The organism is Streptomyces sp. NPDC048659 (genome assembly GCF_040650575.1).
Taxonomy (GTDB): Bacteria; Actinomycetota; Actinomycetes; order Streptomycetales; family Streptomycetaceae; genus Streptomyces.
Genome location: NZ_JBEZHM010000047.1, coordinates 1 through 26,171, shown reverse-complemented (window position 1 = coordinate 26,171; position 26,171 = coordinate 1). Strand labels below are relative to the sequence as shown.

Here is a 26,171-nt window from a genome sequence, read left to right as displayed (position 1 = left end):
CAACTCGCCAACTCTTCTCCGGGCGCCCGCCCCTGACACCGCGCCAGGGCGCGAGGAATTCGGCCCGCCGTGACTCAGATCACCGAGGAATACTTAAACGGATATGTCCGGATCCATTTAGTTTGGGGTGGTGAGGCGGGCGGCTTTGGTCCGCACGACGAGCGCGGGCGGACCACACGACTGGCGGTCCGCTTCCGCGGCGGGATGATGGAGAAGCCGGCTGCGGGGCGGAGGAGGGACACGGTCTGGATGAGCGCGGCGGACTTCCCTGCCGGCCCGGACCCGGCGGACGGCGATCTCGCCCCGGAGCCGGGCGGCCCGTTCGACGTGCTCGGCGTCGCCGCCGTCCTCCTCGACGAGGACGGCCGGATCGTCCTGTGGGGCCCCCGGGCGGAAGAGCTCTTCGGCCATCCCACGGCCGAGGCCCTGGGTCGCGACGCCGTCGCGCTGCTGGTGGCGGAGCGGCACCGGGAGCCGGTGCGGTCCCTGATCGCGCGCGTGGCCTCGGGCGGCGGGCCCCGGGCCGGGGTCTTCCCCGTACGGCACAGGGACGGGCGCACGGTCCCGGTCGAGTTCCGCGCCACGCGCCTCCAGGACGAGCGGGGCAGGCCGTACGTCCTCGGGCTCGCCGCGGACCGGGCCGCCGCCCGCCGGGCGGAGCGGGACCTGTCGCTGTCCTCGCTGCTGGTCGGCCACTCCCCCATCGGGCTCGCCGTGGTCGATCACGGCCTCCGTTTCGTCCTGGTCAATCCGGCGCTGGAGCGCATCGACGGCCGGCCCGCCGCCGCGCACCTGGGCCGGACCGTCACGGAGGCGGTCGACTCGCCGGACGCCGAGGCGCTGGCGGCGGCGCTCGGCGAGGTCCTGCGGACGGGCGAGCCCGTCCGCTCCCTCACCGTGCGGGGCGTGCGCGGGCCCGGTGGCGAGGAGCGGGTGTGGTCGGTCTCGCTCTACCGGCTGGAGACGCCGGAGCGCCGGGTCATGGGCGCAGCCGCCTCGGTCAGCGACATCACCGAGCAGCACGCCGCGGCCAGGACCGCGGCCCGGGCCCGGCGCCGCCTCGCGGTCATCGCGGACGCCTCGGAGCGGGTGGGCACCACCCTCGACCTGGACCTGACCGCGCACGAGCTGGCGGACCTCGTGGTGCCCGAGTTCGCCGACATCGCGGCCGTGGACGTCCTGGAGGACATCCTCACCCAGCCCGGACCCGCCCGGACCTCGGGCCCGGCCGTGTTCCGGGCCCTCGCGGTCACGGCCGCGTACCCCACCCCGGCGCAGGAGGCCGCCGACCCGGTGGGCGAGCCCGCCCGCTACGGCGCCGAGCGGCTGGTCACCCAGTGCGCCCGCACCGGCCGCCCGGTCCTCGTGCGGCACGTCACCGACGCCGACCTGCCGCGGATCGCCAGCGGAGAGGCCACCGCCGCGCTGCTGCGCCGCGCGGGCATCCACTCCTACCTCGCCGTCCCGCTGCGCGCCCGAGGCGTCGTGCTCGGCGTCCTGGACCTGAAGCGGGCCAGGAACTCGGTGCCCTTCGACGAGGACGACGTGCTGCTGGCCGGGGAGCTGGCCGCCCGCGCGGCCGTCGCCATCGACAACGCGCGCTGGTACCGGCACCAGAGCCAGGCCGCCCTGGCCCTCCAGCGGCACCTGCTGCCGCACGGCCCGCCCCGGCTCAACGGCCTCGACGTGGCCTACCGCTACCAGCCCGCGTCGGAGTCGGTCGAGGTCGGCGGCGACTGGTTCGACGCGATCCCGCTGCCCGACGGCAAGACGGCGCTCGTCGTCGGCGACGTCATGGGCAGCGGCATCAACGCGGCCGCGACCATGGGCCAGTTCCGTACCGCGGCCCGCACCCTCGCCTCGCTCGGCCTCGCGCCCGCCGTCGTCCTGGAGCACCTGGACCGCACCGCCGCCGAGCTGGACGAGGCGATGGCCACCTGCGTGTGCGCCGTGTACGACCCGTACAGCGGGAGCTGCCGCGTCGCGAACGCCGGACATCCGCCGCCCGTGCACGTCGCGGCGGGCCGGGCGCCCCGGCTGCTGGAGCTGTCGGAGGGCGCTCCGCTGGGCGTCGGCGGGGTGCCCTTCGAGACGCGGGAGTTCCCCTTCGGGACCGGCGACGACCTGGTCCTGTACACCGACGGCCTGGTCGAGACCCGCGACCAGGACATCGACGTACGGCTCGCCGCCCTCACCGACCTGCTGGACCGCGCCCCGCTGCCGCTGGAGCAGATCTGCGACCTGCTGCTCGGCGCGCTGCGCGGGGCCGACGACCACGACGACGTCGCGCTGCTGATCGCCCGCGCCAGGCCGCCGCACCCGAAGGAGGCACCGTGAGCGACCCGCTCCCGCCGGAGAACGCCCTGCCGCCGGTCGCCGAGGACGGCGCGGCCGTCCTGCTCGACGAGCGGGGCCGGATCGACGCCTGGACCGAGGAGGCCGGGGCCCTGCTCGGGCGGCCCGCCGCCGACGTCCTCGGGCAGCCGGCCCGCGCGCTGCTCGCGGACCCGGCGGCCTGGCCGGCGCTGGTCGCGGCGTACGGCCGGGGCGCCCGGCGCGGGGACGCGGTGCTGCGGACCGGCCGGGGCGAGGAACTCCCCGTGGTCTTCCAGGCGTTCGGCCTCGCGGGCGACAGCCGCCCGGCCGGCTTCCTGGTCCTCGCGACCCCGGCGGCGCGGGCGGTGCGGCGGCACCAGGACCGGGCGTTCGTCCGGGAGCTGTTCCTGCAGGACCGCGTGGGGTTCGCCGTCTTCGACGCGGGCCTGCGGCTGCTGCGCACCAACACCCACCTCCTCCCGTACACGGGCGTGCCGGAGGACCTGCGGGGGCGGCGGCTCGGCGAGTTCCTGTGGCCCGGGGACGCCGACTCGGTGGAGGGGAAGCTGCGCGAGGTGCTGCGCACGGGACGGCCCCTGATGGGGGTGGAGGAGTCCCTGCGCACCATCGACGACCCGAGCGGCGGGGTCGTCATCTCCATCTCGGCGTTCCGGCTCCAGTCCCCCGACGGGCGGGTGCTGGGGCTGACGGCGCTGTTCACCGACGTGACCGAACTGCGCCGCTCGACCGAGCGACTGGACCTGCTGCACCGGGCCACCGCCTCGGTCGGGCGCTCCCTGTCGGTCTCGGACACCGGGCGGGAGCTGGCCGCGGCGCTGGTGCCCGGCCTTGGCGACCTGGCGGTGGTGGAGCTCGCCGACGGGGTGGTGCACGGCGAGGAGCCGATGCCCGACCGGGACGGCCGCCTCCTGCTGCGCCGCACGGCGGTGGCGGGCCGCCTTCCGGAGGGCGGGGATGACGGTGGACCGGAGGGCGGGGATGACACTGAACCCGGTGTCCGCTCCGGCGGCGGGGCGAATGGCGGGCCCGAGGGGCCCGCCGACGCCGGTGCCGTGCTCGCCGTCATCCCTGCCGAGGGCGACATCGGTACCCGGCGGGGGCCCGACGCCCCGGACCTGGGCGGCTATCCGGCGACGATGACCGCGCCGCTCCGGGCGCGGGGCATGGCGCTCGGGCGGGTGTCGGTCGGGCGGCACCGGGACCGGGGGCCCTATCTGCGGGCCGACCGGGACCTGCTGCGCGAGATCGCGGGACGGGCGGCCCTCGCGCTCGACAACGCGCGGCGGTTCACGCGGGAGCGGCGGGCGGCCGTGGGGCTCCAGCGCAGCATGCTGCCGCCGACGCAGAACGAGACGCCCGCGGCGAGCACCTCCGCCGTGTACCTGCCGGCCGGGACGGCGACCGGGGTCGGCGGGGACTGGTTCGACGTGATCCCGCTGTCCTCCGCGCGGGTCGCGCTGGTGGTGGGGGACGTGGTCGGGCACGGGCTCGCCGCGACCGCCACCATGGGCCGGCTGCGCACCGCGGTGCGGACGCTCGCGGACCTCGACCTCGAACCGGACGAGCTGCTGGCCCACCTGGACGACCTGGTGGTGCAGTTGCCCGCCTATTCCGAGGAGGCCGATCCCGACGACCACGGCTGGCGGGACCGGCACGCGACCTCGCCGACGGGCGCGACCTGCGCGTACGCGATCTACGACCCGGTCTCGGGGCGCTGCTCGGTGGCCTCGGCCGGGCATCCGCCGCCCGCGGTGGCGGATCCGTCGGGCGCGGTCTCGTACCTGCCGGTGGATCCGGGGCCGCCGCTGGGCGTGGGCGGGCTGCCGTTCGAGGTGACGGAGGTCGACCTGGCGCCGGGCAGCGTGCTCGCGCTGTACACGGACGGTCTGATCGAGGGCCGGGACGGCGACCTGGACGCGGGCATGGCGGAGCTGGCGACCCGGCTGGCCCGGCGCCGCGCGCTGGCGGGCCCGCTGCGGGAGCTCGGCCAGGACCTGGTGACGGGGCGGCCCGCCGCCGGGCTCGGGGACGACGTGACGCTGCTGCTGGCCCGGACCCGCACGGTGTCGCCGGAGGACGTGGCCGTCTGGCCGGTGAAGGCGGACCCGGCGGCCGTGGGGCAGGTGCGCGAGGCGGCGTCGGCGCGGCTGCGGGCGTGGGGCCTGGACGAGCTGGTGTTCACCACCGAGCTGGTGCTGAGCGAGCTGGTGACCAACGCGATCCGGTACGCGGGCGGCCCGGTCGAGGTGCGCCTGATCCGGGCCGGGCGGCTGATCTGCGAGGTGTCCGACCCGAGCGCCACGCACCCGCGGATGCGCCGGGCGCAGGCGACCGACGAGGGCGGCCGGGGCCTGTACCTGGTGGCCCAGCTGACCACCCGCTGGGGCAGCCGCTACAGCCGCCGGGGCAAGACGATCTGGGCCGAACAGGAGCTGCCGCGCTGAGCGTTCAGGCGGCCGGCGGGTCCACGACGGCGGCCACGGCCTCGATCTCGACGAGCTGGTCGTCGTAGCCGAGCACGGTGACGCCCATCAGGGTGCTGGGCACGTCGTGGTCGCCGAAGGCGTCCCGTACCACCTCCCAGGCGGCCACCAGGTCGGGCTGGCGGGTGGTGGCGACGAGCACGCGGGTGCTGATGACGTCCTGGAGGGTGGCGCCCGCGTCGGCGAGGGCGGTGCGCAGGTTGGCCACGGCCTGGGCGGCCTGCCCGGCGACGTCCCCGACGGCGACGGTGGCGCCGTCGGCGTCGAGCGGGCAGGCCCCGGCGAGGAAGATCAGGCGCGCCTCGGCCGGCGCGGTCGCGGCGTAGGCGTACTCGGCGACGTCGGACAGGGAGGCGGAGCGGATGAGTTCGACGGCACGGGGCACGGGCGGTCCTCTGTCGTTCGCGGCGGTACGGGCGGGCCCGGCCCACCCTGTCAGATGCCGCGCCCGGTCTCGACGGGTTTTCCCCCGGCTACTCCCGTCGGGTCAGGTCGGACCCGGTCAGGTCAGCGGGCGGCACAGGAGGGCGTCGGGGACGCCGCCGTGGTTCCACTTCCAGGTGTACGCGACTCCGGCGAGGTACTCGCCGTCGGCGCACTGGCCCTTGTAGTAGCCGGGGGCCCAGTCGCTGGCGGTGGAGCCGCCGGTGGCGGGGCGGTTGTCGCCGTGGTCGAACCAGAGCACGCGTCCGCCGGTGGGCAGGGCGGTGGTGGCGGGGGCGCAGAGCAGGGCGGCCATGGCGTTGCTCTTGACGCTGTAGCCGACGGCGAAGGTGCGGTCGGGGCACTGGAGCTTGTTGTAGCCGCTCGCCCAGTCGCCGCCAGTGACGTACCGCTCGTCGGTGACGGTGGTCCAGGCGCCGCTCGCCTTGGCGGGCTGGCCGACGTCGGTGCACAGGCCCCGGCTGTCGCTGCGGCCGAGTCCGGCGAGGCGCTGGGTGTCGGGGCAGTTGCCCTTGCGGTTGCCGGGCGACCAGTCGGGCTTGGCGAGCATGGTGGCGGAGACGTCGTAGTCGCCGTAGTCCAGGTTGAGCATGTTCCAGCGGGGCGCGGGGTCGATCCGGCCGGAGCGGGCGGGGGCGCCGGTCAGCTTGGTCCAGTCGGCGGTGCGCCAGTCCCCGGGGTCGAGGACGCTGGTGCGGGTTCCGGTCGCGCTGTAGCCGACGAGGGCCCAGCTGTCGTTGGGGTTGCCGGCGGTGTCGGTCCAGCCGACGAGCGGCCAGATGGCGAAGTCCGTGTCGTTGCGGACCAGGATGTCGGTGAAGCGGGTGAACCAGTCGCGCTCGCGGGTGTCGGCGGGGCCGCGCCCGCCGGCGCCGAACTCGCTGATCCAGACGGGGGCGGTGAAGTGCTGCCCGTCGCGGGTGACGAACAGGGCCTCGTCGTCGACGGCCTTGACCAGGGCCTCGGGGGTGAGCTCCTCGTAGCGCAGGTCGTGGGTCTCGCCGGTGCCGGTGGCGCCGGTGTGGTTGGGGCCGGTGTAGCCGTAGAAGTGGGCGGCGTACACGAGCTTGTCGGAGCGGATGAGGGTGTTGGAGAGGGTGGCGACGGGGGTGAGCATGGGGCGCCCGTGGGGGGTGATGTCGGTGGGGATGCCCTGCCAGTTGATGCCCTCCATGACGATCAGGAGGTCCGGGTCGGCCTGGAGGATCTCGTTGCCGGCCTCTTCGAACGCCTTGTTGAGGTCGTGGTCGTTGCCCCAGCCCCAGTTGGGGTCGTTCCAGGTGTCGCGGCGGACCTCGTTGCGCAGGTCGGCGCCGACGACGCGGGTGTTGTCCTGGTAGCGCTTGGCGAGGAGGACCCAGTCGTCGATCCACTGGCGGGTGGTCTGGCCGCTGTTCCAGCGCTCGTTGCCGTCGAGGCCGCAGCAGAAGCGGTAGCTGGTGGTGTGGTTGTTGAGGATGACGGCGAAGCCGTCGGCGGTGAGGGCGGCGACCACGGCGTCCATGACCTGGAGCGGGGTCTTGCCCTTGAGCTGCGGGTTGGCGGCGACGGCGGTGTCCGGGACGGGGACGGTGTCGTGCACGAGGGCGTTGGCGAAGGGCAGCCGGATGCTGTTGAGGCCGAGGGCGTGGAAGTCGGCGAGTATCCGGTCGAGGGGGGTGCGGTCGAGGCCGAGCGGGATGTTGTGGGAGTTCTGGTCGGCCTGGTGGTTGGTGACGTCGCCGATGTCGCCGCTGCCCTCGTACGTGCCCTGGGCACCGGCCCAGTTGCCGGACTTGAGCTTGAAGCGGTTGCCGGCGGCGTCGACGATCCACCGGCCGCGGGTGCTGAGCGGGCCGCTCCAGGAGGCGGCGAGCTGCGGCCCGGTGAGGACGGCGGGGGTCGCCGCCGCGCTCCCGGAAGCGGGGGCGGGGGCGGGGGCGGCCTGTGCGGCCGGGAGGCCGAGGAGCAGCGCGCCGACCACGGCCAGGGCCGCGGTCGCGCGTCGGAGCGTGGTGCCAGGTATCACGGGGGCTCCTTGTGGAGGGCGGTGTGGTGCCTGCGTACGCGTACGGGACGGTCGCGCGGGGCGGTGTGGGCCGCACGCGGGCCGTGGTGGGGGTCCGGCGGGGTCAGCCGGAGCCGGTCGCGGCGGTGGCCGCGTACTGCGGGAACAGGGCCTGGATGGCGACGGCGGCGGCGCCGCGCGACCACTCCTCCCAGGGGAGCGGGCGGAGCAGCAGCGGGCAGCGGGCCGCCGCGCCGAAGGTGTGGGCGGCGAAGGCGTCCATGATGTGGCGGCCGAACAGGTCGTAGGCCGCGAGTCCCTCGCCGCTGACCACCACCCGTTCCGGGCCGACCAGGTTGACCAGGGTGGCGATGCCGACGCCGATGGCGCGCCCGGCCCGCGAGAACGCCTCGCGGGCGGCCGGGTCGCCCTCCCGGGCCAGCCCGACGACCTGCTCGAAGGTCAGCCCGGGGCGGCCGGTGGCCTCGCGGACCGCGCGCAGGATCGCCTCGGTGGAGGCGATCGCCTCGACGCAGCCGTGCGCGCCGCAGCGGCAGCGGGGCCCGGCCTGGTCGACGCAGATGTGCCCGACCTCGCCGGAGACGCCGTAGGCGCCGCGCAGCAGTTCGCCGTTGACGACGAGGGCGGAGCCGATGCCCGCGCCGATGGTGACCAGGGCGAAGTAGCCGGTGCCGATGCCCTCGCCGAACCAGTGCTCGGCGACGGTCAGGGCTCGCACGTCGTTCTCGACGGTGACGGCGAGGCCGGTGGCGCCGGTGAGCAGGGTGCCGAGCGGGACGTCGCTCCAGCCGAGGATGCCGGAGTGGCGGACCACTCCGCGTTCGCGGTCGACGTCGCCGGAGACGGCGACGCCGACGTGTCGGGTGCGGTCGCGGAAGTCGGGCTCCTGGGCCAGGAGTTCGTCGACGAGCTCGGCGAACACGGCGGCTACTGTGGCCGATTCGCGGTCGGCGAGCGGCAGGCGCGCGGTGACGCGGATGCCGGCCCGCAGGTCGCAGACGGCGCCGAAGAGGTGGTCGGGGCTGACCTTCACGCCGATGAAGAACTCCCGGTCGGGGGCGACCGCGAGGGGGTTGACGGGGCGGCCGGCGCCGGGCGCGGTGCGCTCGGGCGGCAGCTCGTACAGATAGCCGTCGTCGATGAGCGGCCGGGCCGCCTTGGTGACGGCCGTGGAGGAGAGCCCGGTGCGCCGGGCGAGCTCCACCCTGCTGAGCGGTCCCTGCGCCAACAGGAGGGCAAGGACCGCGGTTTCGGCGGGCGCGGTGACCAGAGGCCGGGAGTGATGTCGAATCACGGGTGAAACGTAGAGCAAATAAATAACTTCTTCCAGTATTGAAATCCCGTCAGGGGCCGCCCTACGCTCATGGCCGCCTCCGTGCTCGCGATCACCAAATGACCTGCTTCCAGGACATGTTGACCTTGCGCGGCCGATCCCGCGGCCGGTTCGGACCCGCGCTCGGCCTCGCGGTCCTGCGCACCCCGCGCACCCGGTACGCGGTGCGCGTCGGCGCCGACGGCAGCCCGCGCCACCTGTGCTGGGGCCGCCCGCTGGACGTCGCCGTCCTCGCCGCGCCGCCCGCCGACGAGCTCGCCCGGGCGACCCCTACCCGGACCGACTCTGGACCGACCACACCCGGGCCGTTCGCCCACTACCGGGACCCGGAGACGGACGAGGTCCACCGCGGCCTCGACCCGCGCCTCCCGGCGGGCGACCACGCGAGCCGGCCGATCCGGCTGCGCCGGGTGGACGGGGCCTGACCGGGCCCGACCGGGGCAGCTCCCGCGCCTCGACGGCATCGCCCCCGTGGGCAGCGCGCCGGACCCATAACGGACCCTGGACGGCCGGGCCTTCCGCGCATGAGTCGGGACCCCGGTCCGCCCCCTCACACCCACCCCCTGGCGAAAGGTTTTCCCTTAACCTGGCCGGTTTTTGACGGTCCCTTGAGGCAACCCACAGGTGTTTCCCCTCGTCCTCCCGTGACGAGGGGGGCACCAGGGGCGGGGGACGCCCGGGGGACCGGGGACACCGCGGGTGCCCTCACGAGACCGACCGTGAGGAAGACCGCTTTGATACGTGTCACACGCGGCGTGACCACCGCCGTGGCATTGCTCGCCATAGCCGCCGCGTCGCCGCTGCCGGCGACCGCGCAGCCGATACCGGGATCGCCCTCGGCGTCCCCGGGGAGCCGGGCCGGGGATCCCGGCCTCCCCGAGGGATGGCGGATATCCGGCTCCGGCGCCGACCGCCACCTGGTGTGGACCTCGACCGAGCCCGTCCGCATGGGCGACGCCCGGGTCGAGTTCCGCTCCGGGGACCGGGTGCTCGGTCTGCCGGAGGCCCAACGGGACGGCCGGACCTTCCGGTTGCCGCTCGACGGCGTCCGCGTCGGCGAGACCGACGACCTGCGGGTGACGGCGGGCGGGCGGCGGCTCGACGCCGCGGCGCCCACCCGTTCGGCGCACCGGAGCCCGTCCGCCCAGGCCGCCCGCCCGGCGGCCCAGCAGCCCGCGAACGCGGTGGACCCGGGCAAGCCCGGCCCCTACCGCACCACCGACGGCGAGTACACGCTCCGCTCGGTCTCGCTGCCCGGCTTCCCGCAGCCGGTCGAGATGCAGGCCGTCGTCGTCGGCCCGACGAACGCCCCGGGCAAGCGCCCGGTCGCCCTGTTCCTGCACGGGCGGCACGCCACCTGCTACAAGCCCGGCACCGAGGACATGACCGGCGCCTGGCCGTGCGACCCGGGCACCAAGCCGATCCCGAGCCACCGCGGCTATCTGAAGGCCCAGAAGCTGCTGGCCTCCCAGGGCTACGTGACGGTCTCCATCTCCGCCAACGGCATCAACGGCCAGGACTGGCAGGCCGAGGACGGCGGCGCGCAGGCCCGCTCCTCGCTCGTGCGCCAGCACCTCGCCCGCTGGGCCGGGTGGGCCGCGAACCGCGCCTCCGCGCCGGCCGCCGTCCGCGCGACCTCGGGCGCCGACCTCTCCCGGGTCCTGCTCGTCGGCCACTCGCGCGGCGGCGAGGGTGTCAACCGGGCCGCGATGGACAGCCTGTACCCGGCCCCGGCCGACCAGGACGGCTACCGAGGCGCCGTCCGGTGGAAGATCCGCGGCAACGTCCTGATCGGTCCCACGATCTTCGGCCAGAACCCGGCCCCCGACGTGCCCTCCACGACGATCCTGCCCGGCTGCGACGGCGACGTGTCCGACCTCCAGGGCCAGATCTACGTGGACGGCACCCGGGGCGTCAGCCAGGGCGCGGCGCTGCACAGCTCCGTCTACATGGTCGGCGCGAACCACAACTACTTCAACAGCGAGTGGACCCCGGGCCAGGCCCAGGCGCCCGCCTACGACGACTTCTCGTCCGAGGACGGCACCGACCCGCTCTGCTCCCCCGGCACCCGCACCCGGCTGACCGCGACGCAGCAGCAGGCCGCGGGCGCCACGTACATCGCGGCGGCGGCGCGGCTGTTCGTCGACGGCGACGACAAGGTCCGTCCGCTGCTCGACGGCACCGGCCGGCGCGCCCCGTCCGCCGACCCGGCGCGGGTCGTCACCCACGCCGTCGGCGCGGCGCGCACCCCCGTCTTCGTGCCGGGCTCCTCGGTGACGGTCTCCGGCGCGGGCGGCCGCCTGTGCGCCGGGATCGACCCGGACCCGGCCCGCTCCTGCCTGCCGCCCGAGGAGGGCGGTTCGCCGCACTTCGCGTACTGGGAGGCGAACCCCGAGCCCGGCCGTGACGCCGTGGCGCTGAAGTGGGGCCGTCCGGGCACGCCGGTCGCGGTGCGGAACAAGCGCCCGGTGTCGCTGGCCGGTTCGGAGTCCCTGGCGCTGCGTCTGATCGTGCCGCCGAACAGCGCGGGCACCGAGCTGGACGTGGCCGTGACCGACGCGGCGGGCAAGCGCGCGGTGCTCGGCCGCGCCAAGGTCGAGGGGATGCCGGGCAGCCCCCGGACCGCCTCCTCCTGGGCGCGCGAGGTCCGCGTGCCGCTGACGGCCGCGACCCGGGCCCGCCTCGACCTGAAGCGGATCACGGCGCTGGAGCTGATCCCGCGCAGCCGTGACGGCCGCGCGGTGCTGATGGACGCCTCGGGCTGGCGCCCGGGTACCCCGGCGGTCCGCCCGGCGGCGCTCACCCGTGTCGACATCGGCCGGCTGACGGTCAAGGAGGGCGACTCGGGCGTCCGCACGTACAAGATCCCGGTGCGGGTCTCCGGGCAGGGCAGCGGCCAGGTCCGGCTCTTCGTGCCGAAGCCGGGCAGCGACCAGATCGACTCGCGGCTGGTGACGGTCCGGCCCGGACGCCATGACATCGACATCCCGGTGCAGGTCAAGGGCAACACCCGGTTCGGCTACGACGAGGGGCAGGACGCCTTCGTGAAGGCGGTGCGCGGCACCGTGGTCGGCGCCCACCGCGGCGGCGTGACGGCGAAGAACGACGACCCGATGCCGAAGGTGACCCTGACCCCGGTGGCCACCGACGTCGTCGAGGGCGAGGCGCTGACCTGGCGGCTGACGCTCTCGGAGGTCGCCGACGCGGACATCATGGGCGCGATCATCCTGGAGCCGGTCACCGAGGGCGCCGAGCTGGACACGGCCGACGTCGACCCGGTCTGGCTGGAGGAGCAGCTCGGCCAGGTGCCCAACCCGCCCGTGGCGCTGTCCCGGGCGATGGAGGGCAGCGGCCTGTACCTCGGGGTGTACGTCCCGGCCGGGTCGACCACGGCCGAGGTGCGGGTGCCCACCGCCAAGGACGCGCTCGTCGAGCCCGCCGAGTCGCTGCGGGGCCGGCTGACCACGTACGACGAGAACTGGGAGCCCATCGAGGGCCCGGAGATCACGGGCACCGTGCGGGACGCGCGGTGAGCTGACGCGGAGCGGCGGATCCGACGCCGCGCGGTGCCCCAGGGCGCCGCGCGGCGTGTCCTGACCAGATCCCGGCGCACGTGATCACGGGGCGGGCACCGAACCCTTCGGGGGGCGGTGCCCGCCTTTCGCGTACAGCAGACAGGACACCACGACCACCAGCGGCCAGACGGACTGGACGCAGGTGACGAGCCGTTCGGCGACGCCGGCGGCGCCGTCCCGGCCCATGTCGACGAGGAACCAGCCGGCGCCGAGGGCCATGAGGACGGTGACCCCGACGGCGGGCACCGGGCGCAGTCCCCAGGGGGCCGGTCCGGCGCGTTCGGTGGCGAGCAGCGGCCAGAGCGAGAGGAAGGCGAAGCCGAGGGCGACGAACGTGCCGTGGCGGAGCGATCCCCCGCTGCTGGGCGCCGGGACGAGCGCCACGACCAGGGAGGCCGCCCCGCCGGCCGCCAGCGCGACCCGTCCGGCGGGCGCGGCGGCCCGCAGCCCCCAGGCGGTGAGCAGGTGGCAGACCCCGAGGCCGAGGAGCGCGCCGGTCATCACCCAGGCGCCGGGCGCCCCGTACGCGGCGAGGACGCTGATGGTCTGGGTGACGGGGTCGTAGCCGGGTCCTTCGAGGAAGCCCGCGACCGTCCAGCCGCCGATGAGCAGGACCGGGGCGCAGCCGGAGGAGATCAGGGCCCACCGGGGAACTCGTCGCATCGGCCCACGGTAACCACGGCCCGGTGCCCGGACCCGGGCACGGCACGCGCACGCGCGCCGGGCGGGACCCGAACGGCAGCGGTCAGATGCCGGGGCCGTAGCCGGGGTCCGGGGCCTGGCGGGGCTGCCAGCAGAGCTCGGCGCCGTACAGGAAGAGGCCGAGGGCGAGCAGGGCGGCGAGGGCGGCGGGCCAGGGGCGGCGGGCGGCGGGGATCCGGCGGAGCGTCAGCGTCCAGGTGACGAGCGGCAGTACGGTGGCGCCGAGCAGGATGAGCGGGAGGGCGACGAAGAGGACGGACAGGTCGCGGGCGTGGCTCTCGAAGCCGCCGTCGAGGGAGTAGGCGGCGCGGGGGAACCAGTAGACCAGCCCGGCGAGCGCTCCCGTGGCGGCCAGCAGGCAGCCGCCGGCGCTCTCGGTGGCGGTGCGGTCGCGGGTCTCCGGGCGGTCGGGATCTTCGGGGCGGTCAGGAGTCTCCGGGCGGTCGGGATCCTCGGGGCGGTCAGGAGTCTCGGTGTGGTCGGGAGTCTCCGGGCGGTCGGGGTCCTCGGGGCGCTCGCTCATGTCGGGAAGGGACGCCGCCGGGTGGTGCCCGGTTCCGGTTCCGGCCGTGACGGGTGGGGCCGGTGTGAGGTGGTGCGCCTCATGGGGCGGCGTGCGGTGCGCGGTGTCCCGGGCGTCCCGGCCGGGGGTGTCCGGTTCGCGCTCTTTCGTGGCCGGGGCGGCGGGGCCGAACCTCGGGACATGGGGGAACGCGACGCGGCACGCCCGCGTGACTGGGAGTTCGCGGACCGCGCGCAGGCCCGGGCCGACGGCGCCGACGGTCCGCCGCCTCCGGCGCCGCCGCTGTGTCCGCACTGCGGGCGGCGCGGTGAGCGGCGGGCGACCTACTACGGCGCGTACGTGCTGCTCGAGCCGGGCCCCGCGGTGCCCGCGCATCTGGTGGAGGCGGGGCAGCGCTGGTACGTGGACGGGGGCGGGTACGCCTGGAACGGGGCCTTCGACGAGCCGGGGCGCGGGGCGCGCTGCCGGATCCCGCACCATCTCAGCTGTCCGGCGCTCGTGCTGGTGGACGGCTGGGCGGGGTCCGGCGCAGAGGAGCCGGGGCGCGGTCACGAGGGGCGGGCCGCCGGGGCGCACGACGGCACGTGAGCGGGGCGCGATCGCCTACCTTTGGCCCATGGTCAACTTTCCGCCACGGGTCGCACTCCACCCGCTCACCCTCTCCGACCAGGCCGAGTTCTGCGCGCTGGTGCGGGCCAGCAAGGAGCTGTACGGGCCGCTGATGCAGCTGCCCGGGTCCGAGGAGGAGTTCACGTCCTGGATGCGCCGCTTCGAGGACGGCTCCAACCTCGGGTTCCTGATCCGGGTCCGGGAGACGGGCGAGGCCGCGGGCACGGTCAACATCAACTCGATCATCCGGGGGCGCTATCAGGGCGCCTCGCTCGGCTACGCGGCCTTCGCCCCGTCGGCGGGGCGCGGCTACATGACGGAGGGCATCGCGCTCGTGCTGGAGCACGCCTTCACGGAGCTGCGGCTGCACCGGCTGGAGGCCAACATCCAGCCGACGAACGCGCGTTCACTGGCCCTGGTGCAACGGCTCGGCTTCCGGCACGAGGGCATGTCGCCCGGCTATCTGTACATCGGCGGGGCCTGGCGGGACCACGAGCGGTGGGCGGTCCACGCGCCGGAGCTGTGGACGCCGGACCCGTCGCTGCCGGAGTTCTGACCGGCGGGCGGCGCCCGGTCACGGCTCCGGGGCGAGCCGTTCGACGGCGACGAGGGCCGCGTCGTCGCCGAGGTGGCCGCCCGCGTACGCCTGGAGGTCGGCGCGGAGCCGGCCGAGCAGGGTCGGCGGGTCGGCGTCGGTCCAGCCCTCCAGGCGCTCCACGAGGGGGTAGAAGGCGCGGGAGCTGTCGCGGGCCTCGACGACCCCGTCGGTGTAGAGGAGCAGCACGTCGCCGACGTCGAAGGGGAAGGTCTCCACGGTGACGTCGGGCGCGAGGACGTCCGAGAGTCCGAGCGGGGGGCTCGCGTCGGCGGTGTCGAGGGGGATCACCCGGCCCCGGCGAAGGAGCAGCGGCGGCGGGTGCCCGCAGTTGACGAGCCGTACGACGGGTTCGCGGTCGGGGATGTCGAGGACCAGGGCGGTGACGAACGCCTCGTCGGCGCCGTCGGCGCCGTCGGCGCCCGTCCCGGCGGCCTCCGGGCCGGGGCCGGGGCGCGGGTCGTCGAGCGCGTCGGAGCCGACTCCCGCCTCCAGGTGGCCGATGAGGTCGGGGAGTTCCTGTTCGCGGCGGGCGGTGACCCGGAAGGCGCCGAGGACGAGGGACGCCTCGCCGACGGCGTCGAGGCCCTTGCCGCGGGCGTCCCCGATGAGCAGCCGGGTCCCGGTCGCGGTGCGGGCCGCCGCGTAGAGGTCGCCGCCCATCTGGGCCTCCTCCTCGGCCGCGAGGTAGACGGAGGCGATGTGCAGGGGGCCGGCGCGGTGTGGAAGCGGGCGCAGGACGACGCTCTGGGCCGCGTGGGCGATGGAGCGCAGCCGCCGGACCCGGTCCTCGTCGCGTTCGCGCAGGTGGGCGAAGAAGGTGGCGATGACGGAGATCAGCACCAGGGCGATGATCTGGTACGTGTGGTTGAGGTCGACGACGCTGGTCCGGGCGCCCGCGACCACCGCCTGGGCGAGGACGGCGACGGCGCCGACGAAGGCGGTCATCCGGGCGCCCGCGAAGGAGGCGGTGACGGCCGGGGCGGCGATCAGGAAGGGCCCGAGGTGCACATCGGGCGGGGAGAGGACGTCCACGACGGTGACCACCGCGATGAGCGCGAAGGGGACGGCGAGCAGCAGCCGGCCGCCGCTCCGGCCGAGTCGGGGGGCGGTGGCGGCCTGCCGGTGGGGATCCATGGGAAAGGCATACCGCAGGCACTGAGGTATGTCCCGTTTGTCCGGACTTCCGGCGCGGCACGCGCGGACACCCCCCACCCCCTCGCCGCACTCCCTCCAGATCACGCCATTGGCCGGACCTCACTCTTTGACTGTCCGGTTGATCCGCGTTCATCGCGTCTTCGATTGCGGCGATATGGCGGATGCATGACAAGACCCCAACTCCCTTGAGTCACACCCCTCGACACGGTCAGGCTGCTGCACACGCCGGGAACGCCGCACCCCCGCTCCCGGCGGAGCACGCGCACCGACGCAGCCCCCACCGTCGCGCCGCCCACCCCGGGCGCGCCGCCAAGAGGAGGACTCCCTCACCATGGCACTTCCCCGGAACACCAAGACCCGGCTCGCCCTGACCGTCTCCGCCGCGACCGCCGCGGCCCTCCTGGGCACCTTCGCCGCCGTCCCGGCCCAGGCCACCCCCGCCGAGGGCGTGGTGCTCGCGGCCGGTTCGGCCGACGCGGTCCCCGGCAGCTACATCGTCACCCTCAAGCAGGGCGCGGGCTTCCAGGCGGGCTCCGCCAAGGGCCGCGGGCTGATCGCCGGTTACGGCGGCACGGTCGGCAAGACCTTCGGCTCCGCGCTCAACGGCTACACCGCGCGCCTCGACGCCGCCGCCGCCCGCAGGCTCGCCGCCGACCCGGCCGTCGCGTCCGTCGAGCAGAACCAGATCGTCCGCGCGGACGCCACCCAGACCAACGCGCCCTGGGGCCTGGACCGGATCGACCAGCCGAACCTGCCGCTGAACGGCACGTACGTCTACCCCGACAGCGCGGGCTCTGGTGTCACCGCGTACGTCATCGACACCGGGGTCCGGATCACCCACACCGAGATCGCCGGGCGGGCCGTGAACGGCTACGACGCGGTCGACGGCGACACCGTGGCGCAGGACGGCAACGGGCACGGCACGCACGTCGCCACCACCATCGCGGGCACCACGTACGGCGTGGCGAAGGCGGCGAGGATCGTGGCCGTCCGCGTGCTCGACAACAACGGCTCCGGCACCACCGCCGGGGTCATCGCGGGCATCGACTGGGTGACCGCGAACCACGCGGCGGGCGCGCCCGCCGTCGCCAACCTCTCGCTCGGCGGCGGCGCCTCCACCACCCTCGACAACGCGGTGAAGAACTCCATCGCGGACGGCATCACCTACGCGGTCGCCGCGGGCAATTCGGGGGCGAACGCCTCCAACTCGTCCCCCGCCCGGGTCCCGGCCGCGATCACCGTCGGCGCCACGGACAGCGCGGACGCGAAGCCGAGCTGGTCCAACTACGGCTCCATACTCGACCTGTTCGCCCCCGGTGTCTCCATCACCGCGGGCTGGAACACCAGCGACACGGCCACCAACACCATCTCCGGCACCTCGATGGCCACCCCGCACGTCGCCGGTGCCGCCGCCGTCTACCTGGCCGGGCACACCTCCGCCACCCCGGCGCAGGTCGCCACGGCCCTGGTCAACGCGGCCACGCCGAACAAGGTGACCAGCCCGGGCACCGGCTCCCCGAACCGCCTGCTGCGCCTCGTCCCGTAACCCGGTACCGCGCCGCACCCGGGTGCCCCGGAGGTCCACCAGACCTCCGGGGCACCCCCGTTCCCGGCGGCGCTACGCGCGCGGCTCGCGCCACATGCCCCAGAGCGTCGGGCCGTCGCCGGGCAGCGGGATCTCGGAGCGGACGGCGAAGCCGAAGTGCTCGTAGACCGGGAGGTTGGCCGCCTTGGACGACTCCAGGTAGACCGGCTCGCCGGCCGCGTCCGCCCGCGCCAGGCCCGAGCGCAGCAGGGCCGCCCCGTGCCCCCGCCCCTGCGCCGCCGGGTCGGCCCCGATGAGCGACAGGGACCAGTGCGGCTCCTCGGGCGCGTGCGCGGCGGCGGTCGCGACGGCGGCGCCGAACTCCGGGACCCGGTCGCCGAGGATGGCCTTCAGCTCCTCGATGGTGTCCGCGTCCGGCACCGCCTTGTCCTGCGCCTCGGCGGGCACCCAGAAGGAGACGGCCGCGTCGGTGCGCTCACAGACCCCGTGGTGGACGTACTGACGGGTGAAGAGCGTGGTGAAGTAGCGCTCCATGGCGGCGGCGCGGGTCGCCTCGTCCGGGAAGAACCAGCGCATCATCGGGTCGTCGTCGAAGGCGCGGGTGAGGATGCCGCCGAGGAGTGCGGCGTCGTCGACCGTGGCCGTCCTGGGTGTGTTCGTCAGGGTCATACGGGTCATTCTGCACGAGATGATCTTGGTCGCCGAGGCGGGGCCCACCACGCCCCGCGCCGCTCCCGTCAGGCCCGCCCCGCCGCCTTCTGGCTGCGCCGGGAGAGCGAGTCGACGACCACGGCGGCGAGCAGCACCGAGCCGGTGATCATGAACTGGACGGCGTTGCTGACGCCCATGATGTTCATGCCGGACTGGATCGAGCCGATCACCAGCGAGCCGAGCAGCGCCGACCAGACCGATCCCCGGCCGCCGAACAGGCTGGTGCCGCCGATGACCGCGGCGGCGATGACGTTCATCAGCAGGTTGCCGCCGCCGGAGGTCTGGCTCGCCGACTGGATCTGCCCGGCGAGGAAGAGCCCGCCGGCCGCCGCCATCAGGCCGGAGACCGTGAAGACGCTCATCCGGACGAACGGCACGCTGATGCCCGCCCGCCGGGCGCCCTCGATGTTGCCGCCGACGGCGAAGACCTGGCGCCCGTACCGGGTGCGCCGCAGCACGAAGTCGAGGACCACCAGCAGCACCAGGAAGACCAGCAGCGCCAGCGGAAGCCCCTGGTAGCGGTTGAGCATGTACGCGGCGGCGAAGGCGATGGCGCCGATGACCGCCGTCCGCAGCACGATCTCGGCGACCGGCCGGAAGGGCACCCGGGCCGCCCGCCGCCGCCGCGCGTCGAGCAGCGAGGCGAGCAGGAAGAGCCCGACGCCGACGCCCGCGGCCACGTAGGCGGCGGCCGGGCTGTGGAAGATCGTCGAGTACAGCTCGGAGACCACGCTGTCGCTGGGGATGTTCACCGTGCCGCTGCTGCCGAGCACCTGGAGCATGAGCCCGTTCCAGGCCAGGTTGCCGGCCAGGGTGACGACGAAGGCGGGCACGCCGACCTTCGCGAAGAAGAAGCCGTGGATCAGGCCGACCGCCGCTCCCCCGGCGAGCGCCACCAGCAGCGCCAGCCACTGGTTCATCCCGTTGATGACGTTGAGCACGGCGAAGATCGCGGCGCACAGGCCGCTCACCGAGCCGACGGACAGGTCGATCTCCCCGAGCAGCAGCACGAAGACGATGCCGACCGCGATCATGCCCGTACCGACGATCTGCTGGCTGAGGTCGGAGAGGTTCTGCGCGGACAGGAACGCGCTGTTGAGGCTGCCGAAGACCGTCCAGATGACGATGACGGCCACCACGACGGGCAGCGAGCCCAGTTCGCCGCTGCGCAGCTTGCGGCGGAACTCCCCGGCGTATCCGCGCACCCCCTCCTCGCGCACGATCAGCCGGCTGTCCACGGCGGGGGTCGCGTCGGGGGCGGTCCGGTCGGCGCCGGGGTCCCCGGGGCGGCTCACCGTTCCTCCCCGTGCTCGCCGCGCGCTTCCCGTTCCTCGCGGATACGGGCCTGACGGCGGGTGACGGCGCTGTCGGCGGCCCCGGTGATCGCGGAGATGATCTCCTCGGTGGTGGTCGAGCGCGCGTCGAAGAAGCCGTTGTTGCGGCCGAGCCGCAGCACCGCGATCCGGTCGGCGACGGCCATCACGTCCACCATGTTGTGGCTGATGAGGATGGTGCCGAGGCCCTGGCCGCGCAGCCGCTCGACCAGGTCGAGGACCTCGGCGGTCTGCTCCACGCCGAGCGCGGCGGTCGGCTCGTCGAGGATGACGACCCTGGGGTCGCCGATCAGCGAGCGGGCGATCGCCACCGTCTGGCGCTGCCCGCCGGAGAGCGAGGCGACGGGGATGCGGACGCTGGGGATGCGGATGGAGAGGGTGTCGAGCAGCTCCCGGGCGCGCCGCTCCATGCGGACCTCGTCGAGGATCCCGAAGCGGCGCAGCTCCCTGCCGAGGAAGAGGTTGCCGACCACGTCGAGGTTGTCGCACAGGGCGAGGTCCTGGTAGACGGTGGCGATCCCGAGGCTCTGGGCGTCGTGCGGGCGGCCGATCGAGACCGGCCGCCCCTGCCAGGTGATGACCCCCTCGTCGGGCGGGGCGACCCCGGCGATCGTCTTGACGGCGGTGGACTTCCCGGCGCCGTTGTCGCCGACCAGGGCGACGACCTCACCGGCCCGGACCTCCAGGTCGAAGCCCGAGAGGGCCTGGACCGCGCCGAACCGCTTGGATATCCCCCGCAGCGTCAGCACAGGTGCTTCCGGCACGTCCACCGCCTCCGACCGCGACCGTCTCCGCCTACATCAGGCCGGCCTGCTTGCACGCCGCCGCGTAGGCCGGGGTGCAGATCTCCTGGACCGTGTACATGCCGTCCTTGACGACCGTGTCCTTGATGTTGCCCTTGTCGACCACGACCGGCTTGAGCAGGGTCGAGGGCACCTTCTGGCCGCTGCCGCTGGTGACCGTGACGGGGGTCAGGCCCGCGGGCAGGGTCTTGCCCTGGGCGAAGTCGACGGCCATCGTGGCGGCGATGTCGGCCTCGGGCTTGTACGGCTTCTGGACGGTGATGGTCTGGGTGCCCAGCAGGATCCGCTGGATCGCGTCGAGCTGGGCGTCCTGGCCGGTCAGCGGCACGTTCATGCCCGCCGCCTGAAGGGCGGTGGAGATGCCCGCGGCGAGCCCGTCGTTGGCCGAGTAGACGCCGACGATCTTGTCCTTGCCGAGGGCGGCGATGGCCCCGGACATCTGCTGGTTGGCGTTGTTCGGGTCCCAGTTGGGCGTGTCGTACTCCTTGCCGATCTTCACCTTGCCGTCGAGGACGGAGTGCGCGCCGGCCTTGAACTCGGCGGCGTTCGGGTCGGTCGGCGAGCCGTTCTGCATCACGATCTCGCCGGTCTTCGCCTTGGCGCCGAGGGCGTCGAGCAGCGCCTGGCCCTGGAGCCTGCCGACCTCGCGGTTGTCGTACGAGACGTAGGAGTCGACCGGGCCCTGGGCGAGGCGGTCGTAGGCAACGACCTTCACACCCGCGTCATGGGCCTTCTGCACGGAGGACTGGATCGACTTGGAGTCGACCGCGTCCAGGATCAGCACCTTGTCGCCCTTGGCGAGCGCCGTGTTGACCTGCTGCTGCTGGGTGGTGGCGCTCTCGGCGGCGTTGTAGTAGTCGACGTGGGCGCCGGGCGCCAGCTCCTGGATCTTCTGCTCGATGTAGGGGCGGTCGAACTTCTCGTACCGCGTGGTCTTGCTCTCCGGGAGGAGCAGACCGATCCTCACGTCCTGGGCCCTGGCCGGAGCGGACGCCGGCTGGAGCGCCCCGCTGGTCGAGACCACGCCCAGGGAGAGGATCGCCGTCCCCGTCAGGGCGATGGCGGCGCGCAATGTACGGGTCATGGGAGGCTCCTTTCGCGCGCCGCGCGATTCCGCCTCCGAGACCGCGGGGGCGCCGGCGCACCTCTGGCCTATATGTCGACAGTAGACCCAAGCCCGGACGGCGACCATTCACGGCGTCCCCACGGAGTCGCCACGCCGTCTCCACCGGATTCGGACGCCTTGGGCCCCAGGCCCGTGAAATCGCGCCATTGAGCGGGAAAACACCGCCCCGGCGGACCGCGTGGGTTCACGATCTGAGCTCATTGTCCATTCGCATCGGACAGCTGGAGCGCTCGTGTCGCGAAACGTTTCCTCTTCGCCCGTGCTCATCGAGAATCCCTCCATCGCGTTCTCCAGTGCCCCGCAGCGCGCGCCGCTGCGGCACCTGGGGCGCCCCTCCCTGCGTACGTCGGTGTCCGGCACCCGGCGGCGCGCCCACGGCGAGCAGCCGCGGGTCCTGCTGCTCGTCCCCTCCTACACCCGGGTCGTGGAGCCCTCCCCGGAGCGGAGCAGCTTCCGGGACCTCGGCCTGAACACCTTCGAGGTCATGAAGCGGGCCGGCACCCCGATCGGCCTGCTCCGCATCGCCACCAACGCCCGGCTCTCGGGCTTCGACGTGAAGATCGTCGACTCGCCCTTCGAGGGCTGGGAGCAGGAGCGGCACCTGGTGGACCTCGGCGGCGGCAGCGGTCTGGTCCGCTACGGCCTCGACGACGCCCGGTTACGGGCGATCATCGAGGAGTACGACCCGGACGTGGTCGGCGTCCAGTGCATCTACACCGTCCAGTGGGGCAACGCCAGAGCCCTCGCGGACCTGGTCAAGGACATCGACCCGTCGATCGTGACGGTCACCGGCGGGGCGCACCCGAGCGGCGACTGGCGCTATTCGGTGCCGGACTCGCCGTTCGACCACATCGTCATCAACGAGGCGGACCAGACCTTCACGGCCCTGCTCCTGGCGCTGACCGAGGAGGGCGGCGACATCGACGCCGTGCCGGGTCTCGCGTACCGGCGCGGGGACGGCGCGATCGTCCGCACCACGGCCAACTCCCCGTACATGCGGATCCTGCCGAAGCGGCAGGGGCTCGACCAGCGGCTCGGGATGATGCCGCTGCCCGACTTCGGGCTGCTCGACATGAGCCGCTACGAGCAGGGCTACCACTCCTCGGGCAAGCGGGTGCGGACGCACGGCTCGTGGGCGCAGATCTTCTCGACGATCGGCTGCAACGTCGGCTGCGACTTCTGCTACATCCCGATGGTGAACGGCCCGTGGCGGGCGCTCGGCACCGACTGGTTCGACCTGCACCTCGCGGAGATCACCAAGCAGGGGGTGACGGAGGTCCTGATCGAGGACGACCACCTGCTGCACGACCCGCTGTACGCGATGCGGGTCTTCGAGCTGCTGCGCAAGCACGACCTGCCGTGGGTCGAGGAGGGCGGGCTGAGCCTGTTCAACCTGGTGCTGCTGCACCTGGGCGAGAGCTTCGCCGCCACGATGGCCGAGTCGGAGCGGCGCAACCCCAACTTCCGCAACGTGCTGGCCGCGATGCGCGACGGGCTGACCTGCCGGGACCTCATCCGGGCGATGGCGGACGGCGGCTGCTACAGCGTGTACCTCGCGGTGGAGAGCGCCAACGAGGACAGCCTGGAGCAGTCGGGCAAGCCGCGGCTCAACGCCTTCCAGCAGGCGACGGGCGAGATCGTGGAGATGTTCACGGAGTACGGCATCCAGGTCACCGGCGGCTTCATGCTCGGCTTCGTGAACCCGCCGGAGCGGCCGGGCGCCGAGCCGTACGTGGAGTCGCTGGAGCAGATCGAGAAGACGATCGACTACGCGGTGACGCTGATGGGCCACGGCATGGCCTACGCCAACCCGTTCATCGTCACCCCGCTGCCGGGCACCAAGATGTGGGACTTCCAGAAGGACTACGTCGTACGGCACTACGACAACGGCTGGTCGCACGAGAAGGCGACGATGGCCACGGAGAAGTGGAGCGCGGAGGACATCGAGCGGATGCGGCTTGAGCTCCTCGTACGGGCCAACGGCGCCGAGAAGGTGACCGAAATGGTCCGCCGGGGGACTTGGCCGGTCGACGCCTGACCGGTCGGCGCCTGACCGTGTGGCGCCTTGCCGGTCGGGCGCCTTGCCGGTCGGCGCCTTGCCGGTCGGCGCCTGACCGGTGCCGGTCGCTAGTCCCGGCGGCGCGCTGAGCGCAGGGCCTCGGCCGAGGCCAGCATCGCGCCGCCGGTGATCAGCACGCAGGCGACGGCGACGGGCCAGCTCGCGGCGGCCCGTCCCGTCGCCACCAGGAGACCGGTGGAGAGCAGCGGGGCGAAGTAGGAGACCGTGCCCAGGAGCCGGATGTCGCCGTGCTTGGTGCCGTGGTCCCAGACGTAGAACGCGCCGCCGACCGGCCCGACACCCAGGGCGAGGACGGCGAGCCACTGCCAGCCCTCGGGGCGGACGGTGGTCTCGAAGAGCAGGTGGGCGACGGCGGCGAGCACGGCGGTGGCCAGGCAGAAGAAGGCCACGGCGTCGGTGGGGACCTGCGGGTAGCGCCGGTTGGCGACCGAGTACACGGACCACACGACGGCGCAGACGGCGGCGGCGACGTAGCCGAGCAGATACGCGCCCTGGAAGTGGACGCCCTGCCCGCCGGTCACGAGCAGGAAGGTGCCGCCGAGCCCGAGCACCGCGCCCGCCAGGTGCCACCAGCGCAGCCGCTCGCCCGGGAGCAGCGCGGAGAGCAGGACGATCAGCAGCGGCCACAGGTAGGCGATGAGGCCGGCGTCGACGGGCGGGGCGTTGCGCAGGGCCAGGAAGTAGAAGAAGTGGTAGCCGAAGAGCCCGCCGACACCCAGCACCCAGGCGCCCGGCGGCAGCCGGCGGGCGAGGGCGGCGCCGCCGCGCAGGGCGCGCGGCAGCCCGATCAGCCCGCCGACGGCGAAGGCCATGGCGGTGAGCTGGAGCGGCGGGATCCGACCGGTGAGCGTGGTGAAGAGGGCGAGCGAGGCCCACAGCAGTACGGCGACGCCGCCGACGGCGGTCGCGCGGAGGCGGCGTGCGGGGTCCGGGGCGGGACCCCGGCCGGTGCCGCGGGGGGTGTCCCCGGAGATGATGACCTGCTGTCGCGCGTCCTGTGCGTCCACGTGCTCCCCAGTCCGTCGGGTCCGGCGCTGCTGCCCCGCCGACGACTATCGGGGAGCGGGGAGGAAGCGCACCACCCGCACCCCCGGTTTCCGGACAGCGGGAGGGGCCGCGGAGACCTGGCGACACAGGGCTTTGCATGACCATGCGTCTTGATGCATAATATTGCCATGTCTAAGGTCCTCACCTCCCTCCCGGTCGGCGAGCGCGTCGGCATCGCCTTCTCCGGCGGTCTCGACACCTCGGTCGCGGTCGCGTGGATGCGCGACAAGGGCGCCGTGCCCTGCACCTACACGGCCGACATCGGCCAGTACGACGAGCCCGACATCGCGTCGGTGCCCGGCCGCGCCCAGGCGTACGGCGCGGAGATCGCGCGCCTGGTCGACTGCCGCGCCGCGCTCGTCGAGGAGGGCCTGGCCGCGCTCGCCTGCGGCGCGTTCCACATCCGCTCCGGCGGCCGCGCCTACTTCAACACCACCCCGCTGGGCCGCGCCGTCACCGGCACGCTGCTCGTCCGGGCGATGCTGGAGGACGACGTCCAGATCTGGGGCGACGGCTCGACGTACAAGGGCAACGACATCGAGCGGTTCTACCGCTACGGCCTGCTGGCCAACCCGCACCTGCGGATCTACAAGCCGTGGCTCGACGCGAACTTCGTGACCGAGCTCGGCGGCCGCAAGGAGATGTCGGAGTGGCTGCTGGCCCACGGCCTCCCCTACCGGGACAGCACCGAGAAGGCGTACTCCACCGACGCCAACATCTGGGGCGCCACCCACGAGGCGAAGACCCTGGAGCACCTGGACACCGGCGTCGAGACCGTCGAGCCGATCATGGGCGTGCGCTTCTGGGACCCCTCGGTCGAGATCGCCGCCGAGGACGTCACCATCGCCTTCGACCAGGGCCGCCCGGTCAGCATCAACGGCAAGGAGTTCGGCTCCGCCGTCGACCTGGTCATGGAGGCCAACGCCATCGGCGGCCGGCACGGCCTGGGCATGTCGGACCAGATCGAGAACCGGATCATCGAGGCCAAGAGCCGCGGCATCTACGAGGCCCCCGGCATGGCGCTGCTGCACGCCGCCTACGAGCGCCTCGTCAACGCCATCCACAACGAGGACACCCTCGCCCAGTACCACAACGAGGGCCGCCGCCTCGGCCGGCTCATGTACGAGGGCCGGTGGCTGGACCCGCAGGCGCTCATGGTCCGGGAGTCCCTCCAGCGCTGGGTCGGCGCCGCCGTCACCGGCGAGGTCACCCTGCGGCTGCGGCGCGGCGAGGACTACTCGATCCTCGACACCAAGGGCCCCGCCTTCAGCTACCACCCGGACAAGCTGTCCATGGAGCGCACCGAGGACTCGGCCTTCGGCCCGACGGACCGGATCGGCCAGCTCACCATGCGGAACCTGGACATCGCCGACTCCCGCGCCAAGCTGGAGCAGTACGCGGGCCTCGGCCTGATCGGCGGCGGCAGCCCCGCGATCGGCGCCGCCCAGGCCGCCGCGACCGGCCTCATCGGCACCATGGCCGAGCTGCCCGAGGGCGGCGCCCAGGCGATCGCCTCGCGCGGCGAGGTCTCCGCCGAGGACGAGCTGCTGGACGCCGCCGCGATGGAGTCCGGCACGGACTGACCCCCGACGGACCGCCGCCCGCAGGATGGCGGTCGGCGGTCGGACGGACCCCGCCGTGGGCCCGGTGCGCACGCACCGGCTAAGTTTTTGGACCGTTCACGGGGAGACCGCAGTGGCAGAACAGCCCGCACGCAAGGCGCCGAAGGCCCACGAGGCCCAGGTCGTGCGCACCGA

General features: G+C 74.0%; 20 protein-coding genes. 9 read left to right on the top strand and 11 right to left on the bottom strand.

Annotation, left to right across the window (positions count from 1 at the left end; genetic code table 11):
- The first annotated feature begins 249 nt into the window (after positions 1–249).
- Positions 250–2,337 (top strand): SpoIIE family protein phosphatase, encoded by a 2,088-nt coding sequence (locus tag AB0C99_RS29155; protein WP_362481200.1) that lies wholly within the window; start codon positions 250–252, stop codon positions 2,335–2,337.
- Entirely contained in the window at positions 2,334–4,781 is a 2,448-nt protein-coding gene (locus tag AB0C99_RS29150; RefSeq protein WP_362481198.1) for a SpoIIE family protein phosphatase, read from the top strand. The genes AB0C99_RS29155 and AB0C99_RS29150 overlap by 4 nt, the downstream gene beginning before the upstream one ends.
- A 4-nt stretch (positions 4,782–4,785) precedes the next feature.
- On the opposite strand, the gene AB0C99_RS29145 is transcribed toward AB0C99_RS29150, so the two are convergent.
- From AB0C99_RS29145 to AB0C99_RS29135, 3 genes are all read right to left on the bottom strand, one after another.
- Positions 4,786–5,205: a Rid family hydrolase gene (locus AB0C99_RS29145; protein WP_362481195.1), complete on the bottom strand. Its 420-nt coding sequence runs from the start codon at positions 5,203–5,205 to the stop codon at positions 4,786–4,788.
- Positions 5,206–5,322: 117 nt separating this feature from the next.
- Positions 5,323–7,272 (bottom strand): cellulase family glycosylhydrolase, encoded by a 1,950-nt coding sequence (locus AB0C99_RS29140; protein WP_362481192.1) that lies wholly within the window; start codon positions 7,270–7,272, stop codon positions 5,323–5,325.
- Between the two features lie 103 nt (positions 7,273–7,375).
- Positions 7,376–8,566 carry an ROK family transcriptional regulator gene (locus tag AB0C99_RS29135; protein ID WP_362481190.1) on the bottom strand — a complete coding sequence of 397 codons (1,191 nt, stop codon included), beginning with the start codon at positions 8,564–8,566 and terminating at the stop codon, positions 7,376–7,378.
- A 125-nt stretch (positions 8,567–8,691) separates the two neighbouring features.
- On the opposite strand from AB0C99_RS29135, the gene AB0C99_RS29130 reads away from it, so the two are divergent.
- Both AB0C99_RS29130 and AB0C99_RS29125 read left to right on the top strand, forming a co-directional pair.
- The gene (locus AB0C99_RS29130) at positions 8,692–9,030 is read left to right on the top strand and encodes a hypothetical protein (protein WP_362481187.1); all 339 of its coding nucleotides are present in this window, start codon (positions 8,692–8,694) and stop codon (positions 9,028–9,030) included.
- 309 nt (positions 9,031–9,339) lie between these two features.
- Positions 9,340–12,138, top strand: coding sequence for a hypothetical protein (locus AB0C99_RS29125; RefSeq protein ID WP_362481185.1), 2,799 nt, complete (start codon positions 9,340–9,342; stop codon positions 12,136–12,138).
- 84 nt (positions 12,139–12,222) lie between these two features.
- Here the strand turns inward: AB0C99_RS29125 and AB0C99_RS29120 are convergent, their stop codons facing one another.
- Both AB0C99_RS29120 and AB0C99_RS29115 read right to left on the bottom strand, forming a co-directional pair.
- A complete protein-coding gene (locus AB0C99_RS29120) occupies positions 12,223–12,843 on the bottom strand; it encodes a DUF998 domain-containing protein (protein ID WP_362481182.1) in 621 nt (206 codons plus the stop codon).
- 82 nt (positions 12,844–12,925) lie between these two features.
- Positions 12,926–13,405: a hypothetical protein gene (locus tag AB0C99_RS29115; RefSeq protein ID WP_362481179.1), complete on the bottom strand. Its 480-nt coding sequence runs from the start codon at positions 13,403–13,405 to the stop codon at positions 12,926–12,928.
- A 180-nt stretch (positions 13,406–13,585) separates the two neighbouring features.
- Between AB0C99_RS29115 and AB0C99_RS29110 the strand changes: the two genes are divergently transcribed.
- A complete protein-coding gene (locus AB0C99_RS29110) occupies positions 13,586–13,993 on the top strand; it encodes a DUF6083 domain-containing protein (protein ID WP_362481176.1) in 408 nt (135 codons plus the stop codon).
- Between the two features lie 28 nt (positions 13,994–14,021).
- Positions 14,022–14,570 (top strand): GNAT family N-acetyltransferase, encoded by a 549-nt coding sequence (locus AB0C99_RS29105; RefSeq protein ID WP_362481173.1) that lies wholly within the window; start codon positions 14,022–14,024, stop codon positions 14,568–14,570.
- Between the two features lie 18 nt (positions 14,571–14,588).
- Here AB0C99_RS29105 and AB0C99_RS29100 read toward each other — a convergent pair whose 3' ends face one another.
- The gene (locus tag AB0C99_RS29100) at positions 14,589–15,746 is read right to left on the bottom strand and encodes a PP2C family protein-serine/threonine phosphatase (RefSeq protein WP_362481170.1); all 1,158 of its coding nucleotides are present in this window, start codon (positions 15,744–15,746) and stop codon (positions 14,589–14,591) included.
- 352 nt (positions 15,747–16,098) lie between these two features.
- On the opposite strand from AB0C99_RS29100, the gene AB0C99_RS29095 reads away from it, so the two are divergent.
- The gene (locus AB0C99_RS29095; RefSeq protein WP_362481167.1) at positions 16,099–17,313 is read left to right on the top strand and encodes a S8 family peptidase; all 1,215 of its coding nucleotides are present in this window, start codon (positions 16,099–16,101) and stop codon (positions 17,311–17,313) included.
- 72 nt (positions 17,314–17,385) lie between these two features.
- Here the strand turns inward: AB0C99_RS29095 and AB0C99_RS29090 are convergent, their stop codons facing one another.
- From AB0C99_RS29090 to AB0C99_RS29075, 4 genes are all read right to left on the bottom strand, one after another.
- Complete coding sequence (locus AB0C99_RS29090) at positions 17,386–17,982, bottom strand: GNAT family N-acetyltransferase (protein WP_362481165.1); 597 nt, start codon at positions 17,980–17,982, stop codon at positions 17,386–17,388.
- Between the two features lie 68 nt (positions 17,983–18,050).
- Positions 18,051–19,319, bottom strand: coding sequence for a sugar ABC transporter permease (locus tag AB0C99_RS29085; RefSeq protein WP_362481162.1), 1,269 nt, complete (start codon positions 19,317–19,319; stop codon positions 18,051–18,053).
- Entirely contained in the window at positions 19,316–20,122 is an 807-nt protein-coding gene (locus tag AB0C99_RS29080) for an ATP-binding cassette domain-containing protein (protein ID WP_362481160.1), read from the bottom strand. Before AB0C99_RS29080 ends, AB0C99_RS29085 begins: the two co-directional genes overlap by 4 nt.
- A 31-nt stretch (positions 20,123–20,153) precedes the next feature.
- Positions 20,154–21,245 (bottom strand): substrate-binding domain-containing protein, encoded by a 1,092-nt coding sequence (locus AB0C99_RS29075; protein ID WP_362481157.1) that lies wholly within the window; start codon positions 21,243–21,245, stop codon positions 20,154–20,156.
- A gap of 301 nt (positions 21,246–21,546) precedes the next feature.
- On the opposite strand from AB0C99_RS29075, the gene AB0C99_RS29070 reads away from it, so the two are divergent.
- Complete coding sequence (locus AB0C99_RS29070; RefSeq protein WP_362481154.1) at positions 21,547–23,325, top strand: radical SAM protein; 1,779 nt, start codon at positions 21,547–21,549, stop codon at positions 23,323–23,325.
- Positions 23,326–23,414: 89 nt separating this feature from the next.
- On the opposite strand, the gene AB0C99_RS29065 is transcribed toward AB0C99_RS29070, so the two are convergent.
- A complete protein-coding gene (locus AB0C99_RS29065) occupies positions 23,415–24,374 on the bottom strand; it encodes an EamA family transporter (RefSeq protein ID WP_362481151.1) in 960 nt (319 codons plus the stop codon).
- A gap of 168 nt (positions 24,375–24,542) precedes the next feature.
- On the opposite strand from AB0C99_RS29065, the gene argG reads away from it, so the two are divergent.
- Positions 24,543–25,997 carry an argininosuccinate synthase gene (gene argG, locus AB0C99_RS29060; protein WP_362481148.1) on the top strand — a complete coding sequence of 485 codons (1,455 nt, stop codon included), beginning with the start codon at positions 24,543–24,545 and terminating at the stop codon, positions 25,995–25,997.
- Positions 25,998–26,171 lie beyond the last annotated feature (174 nt).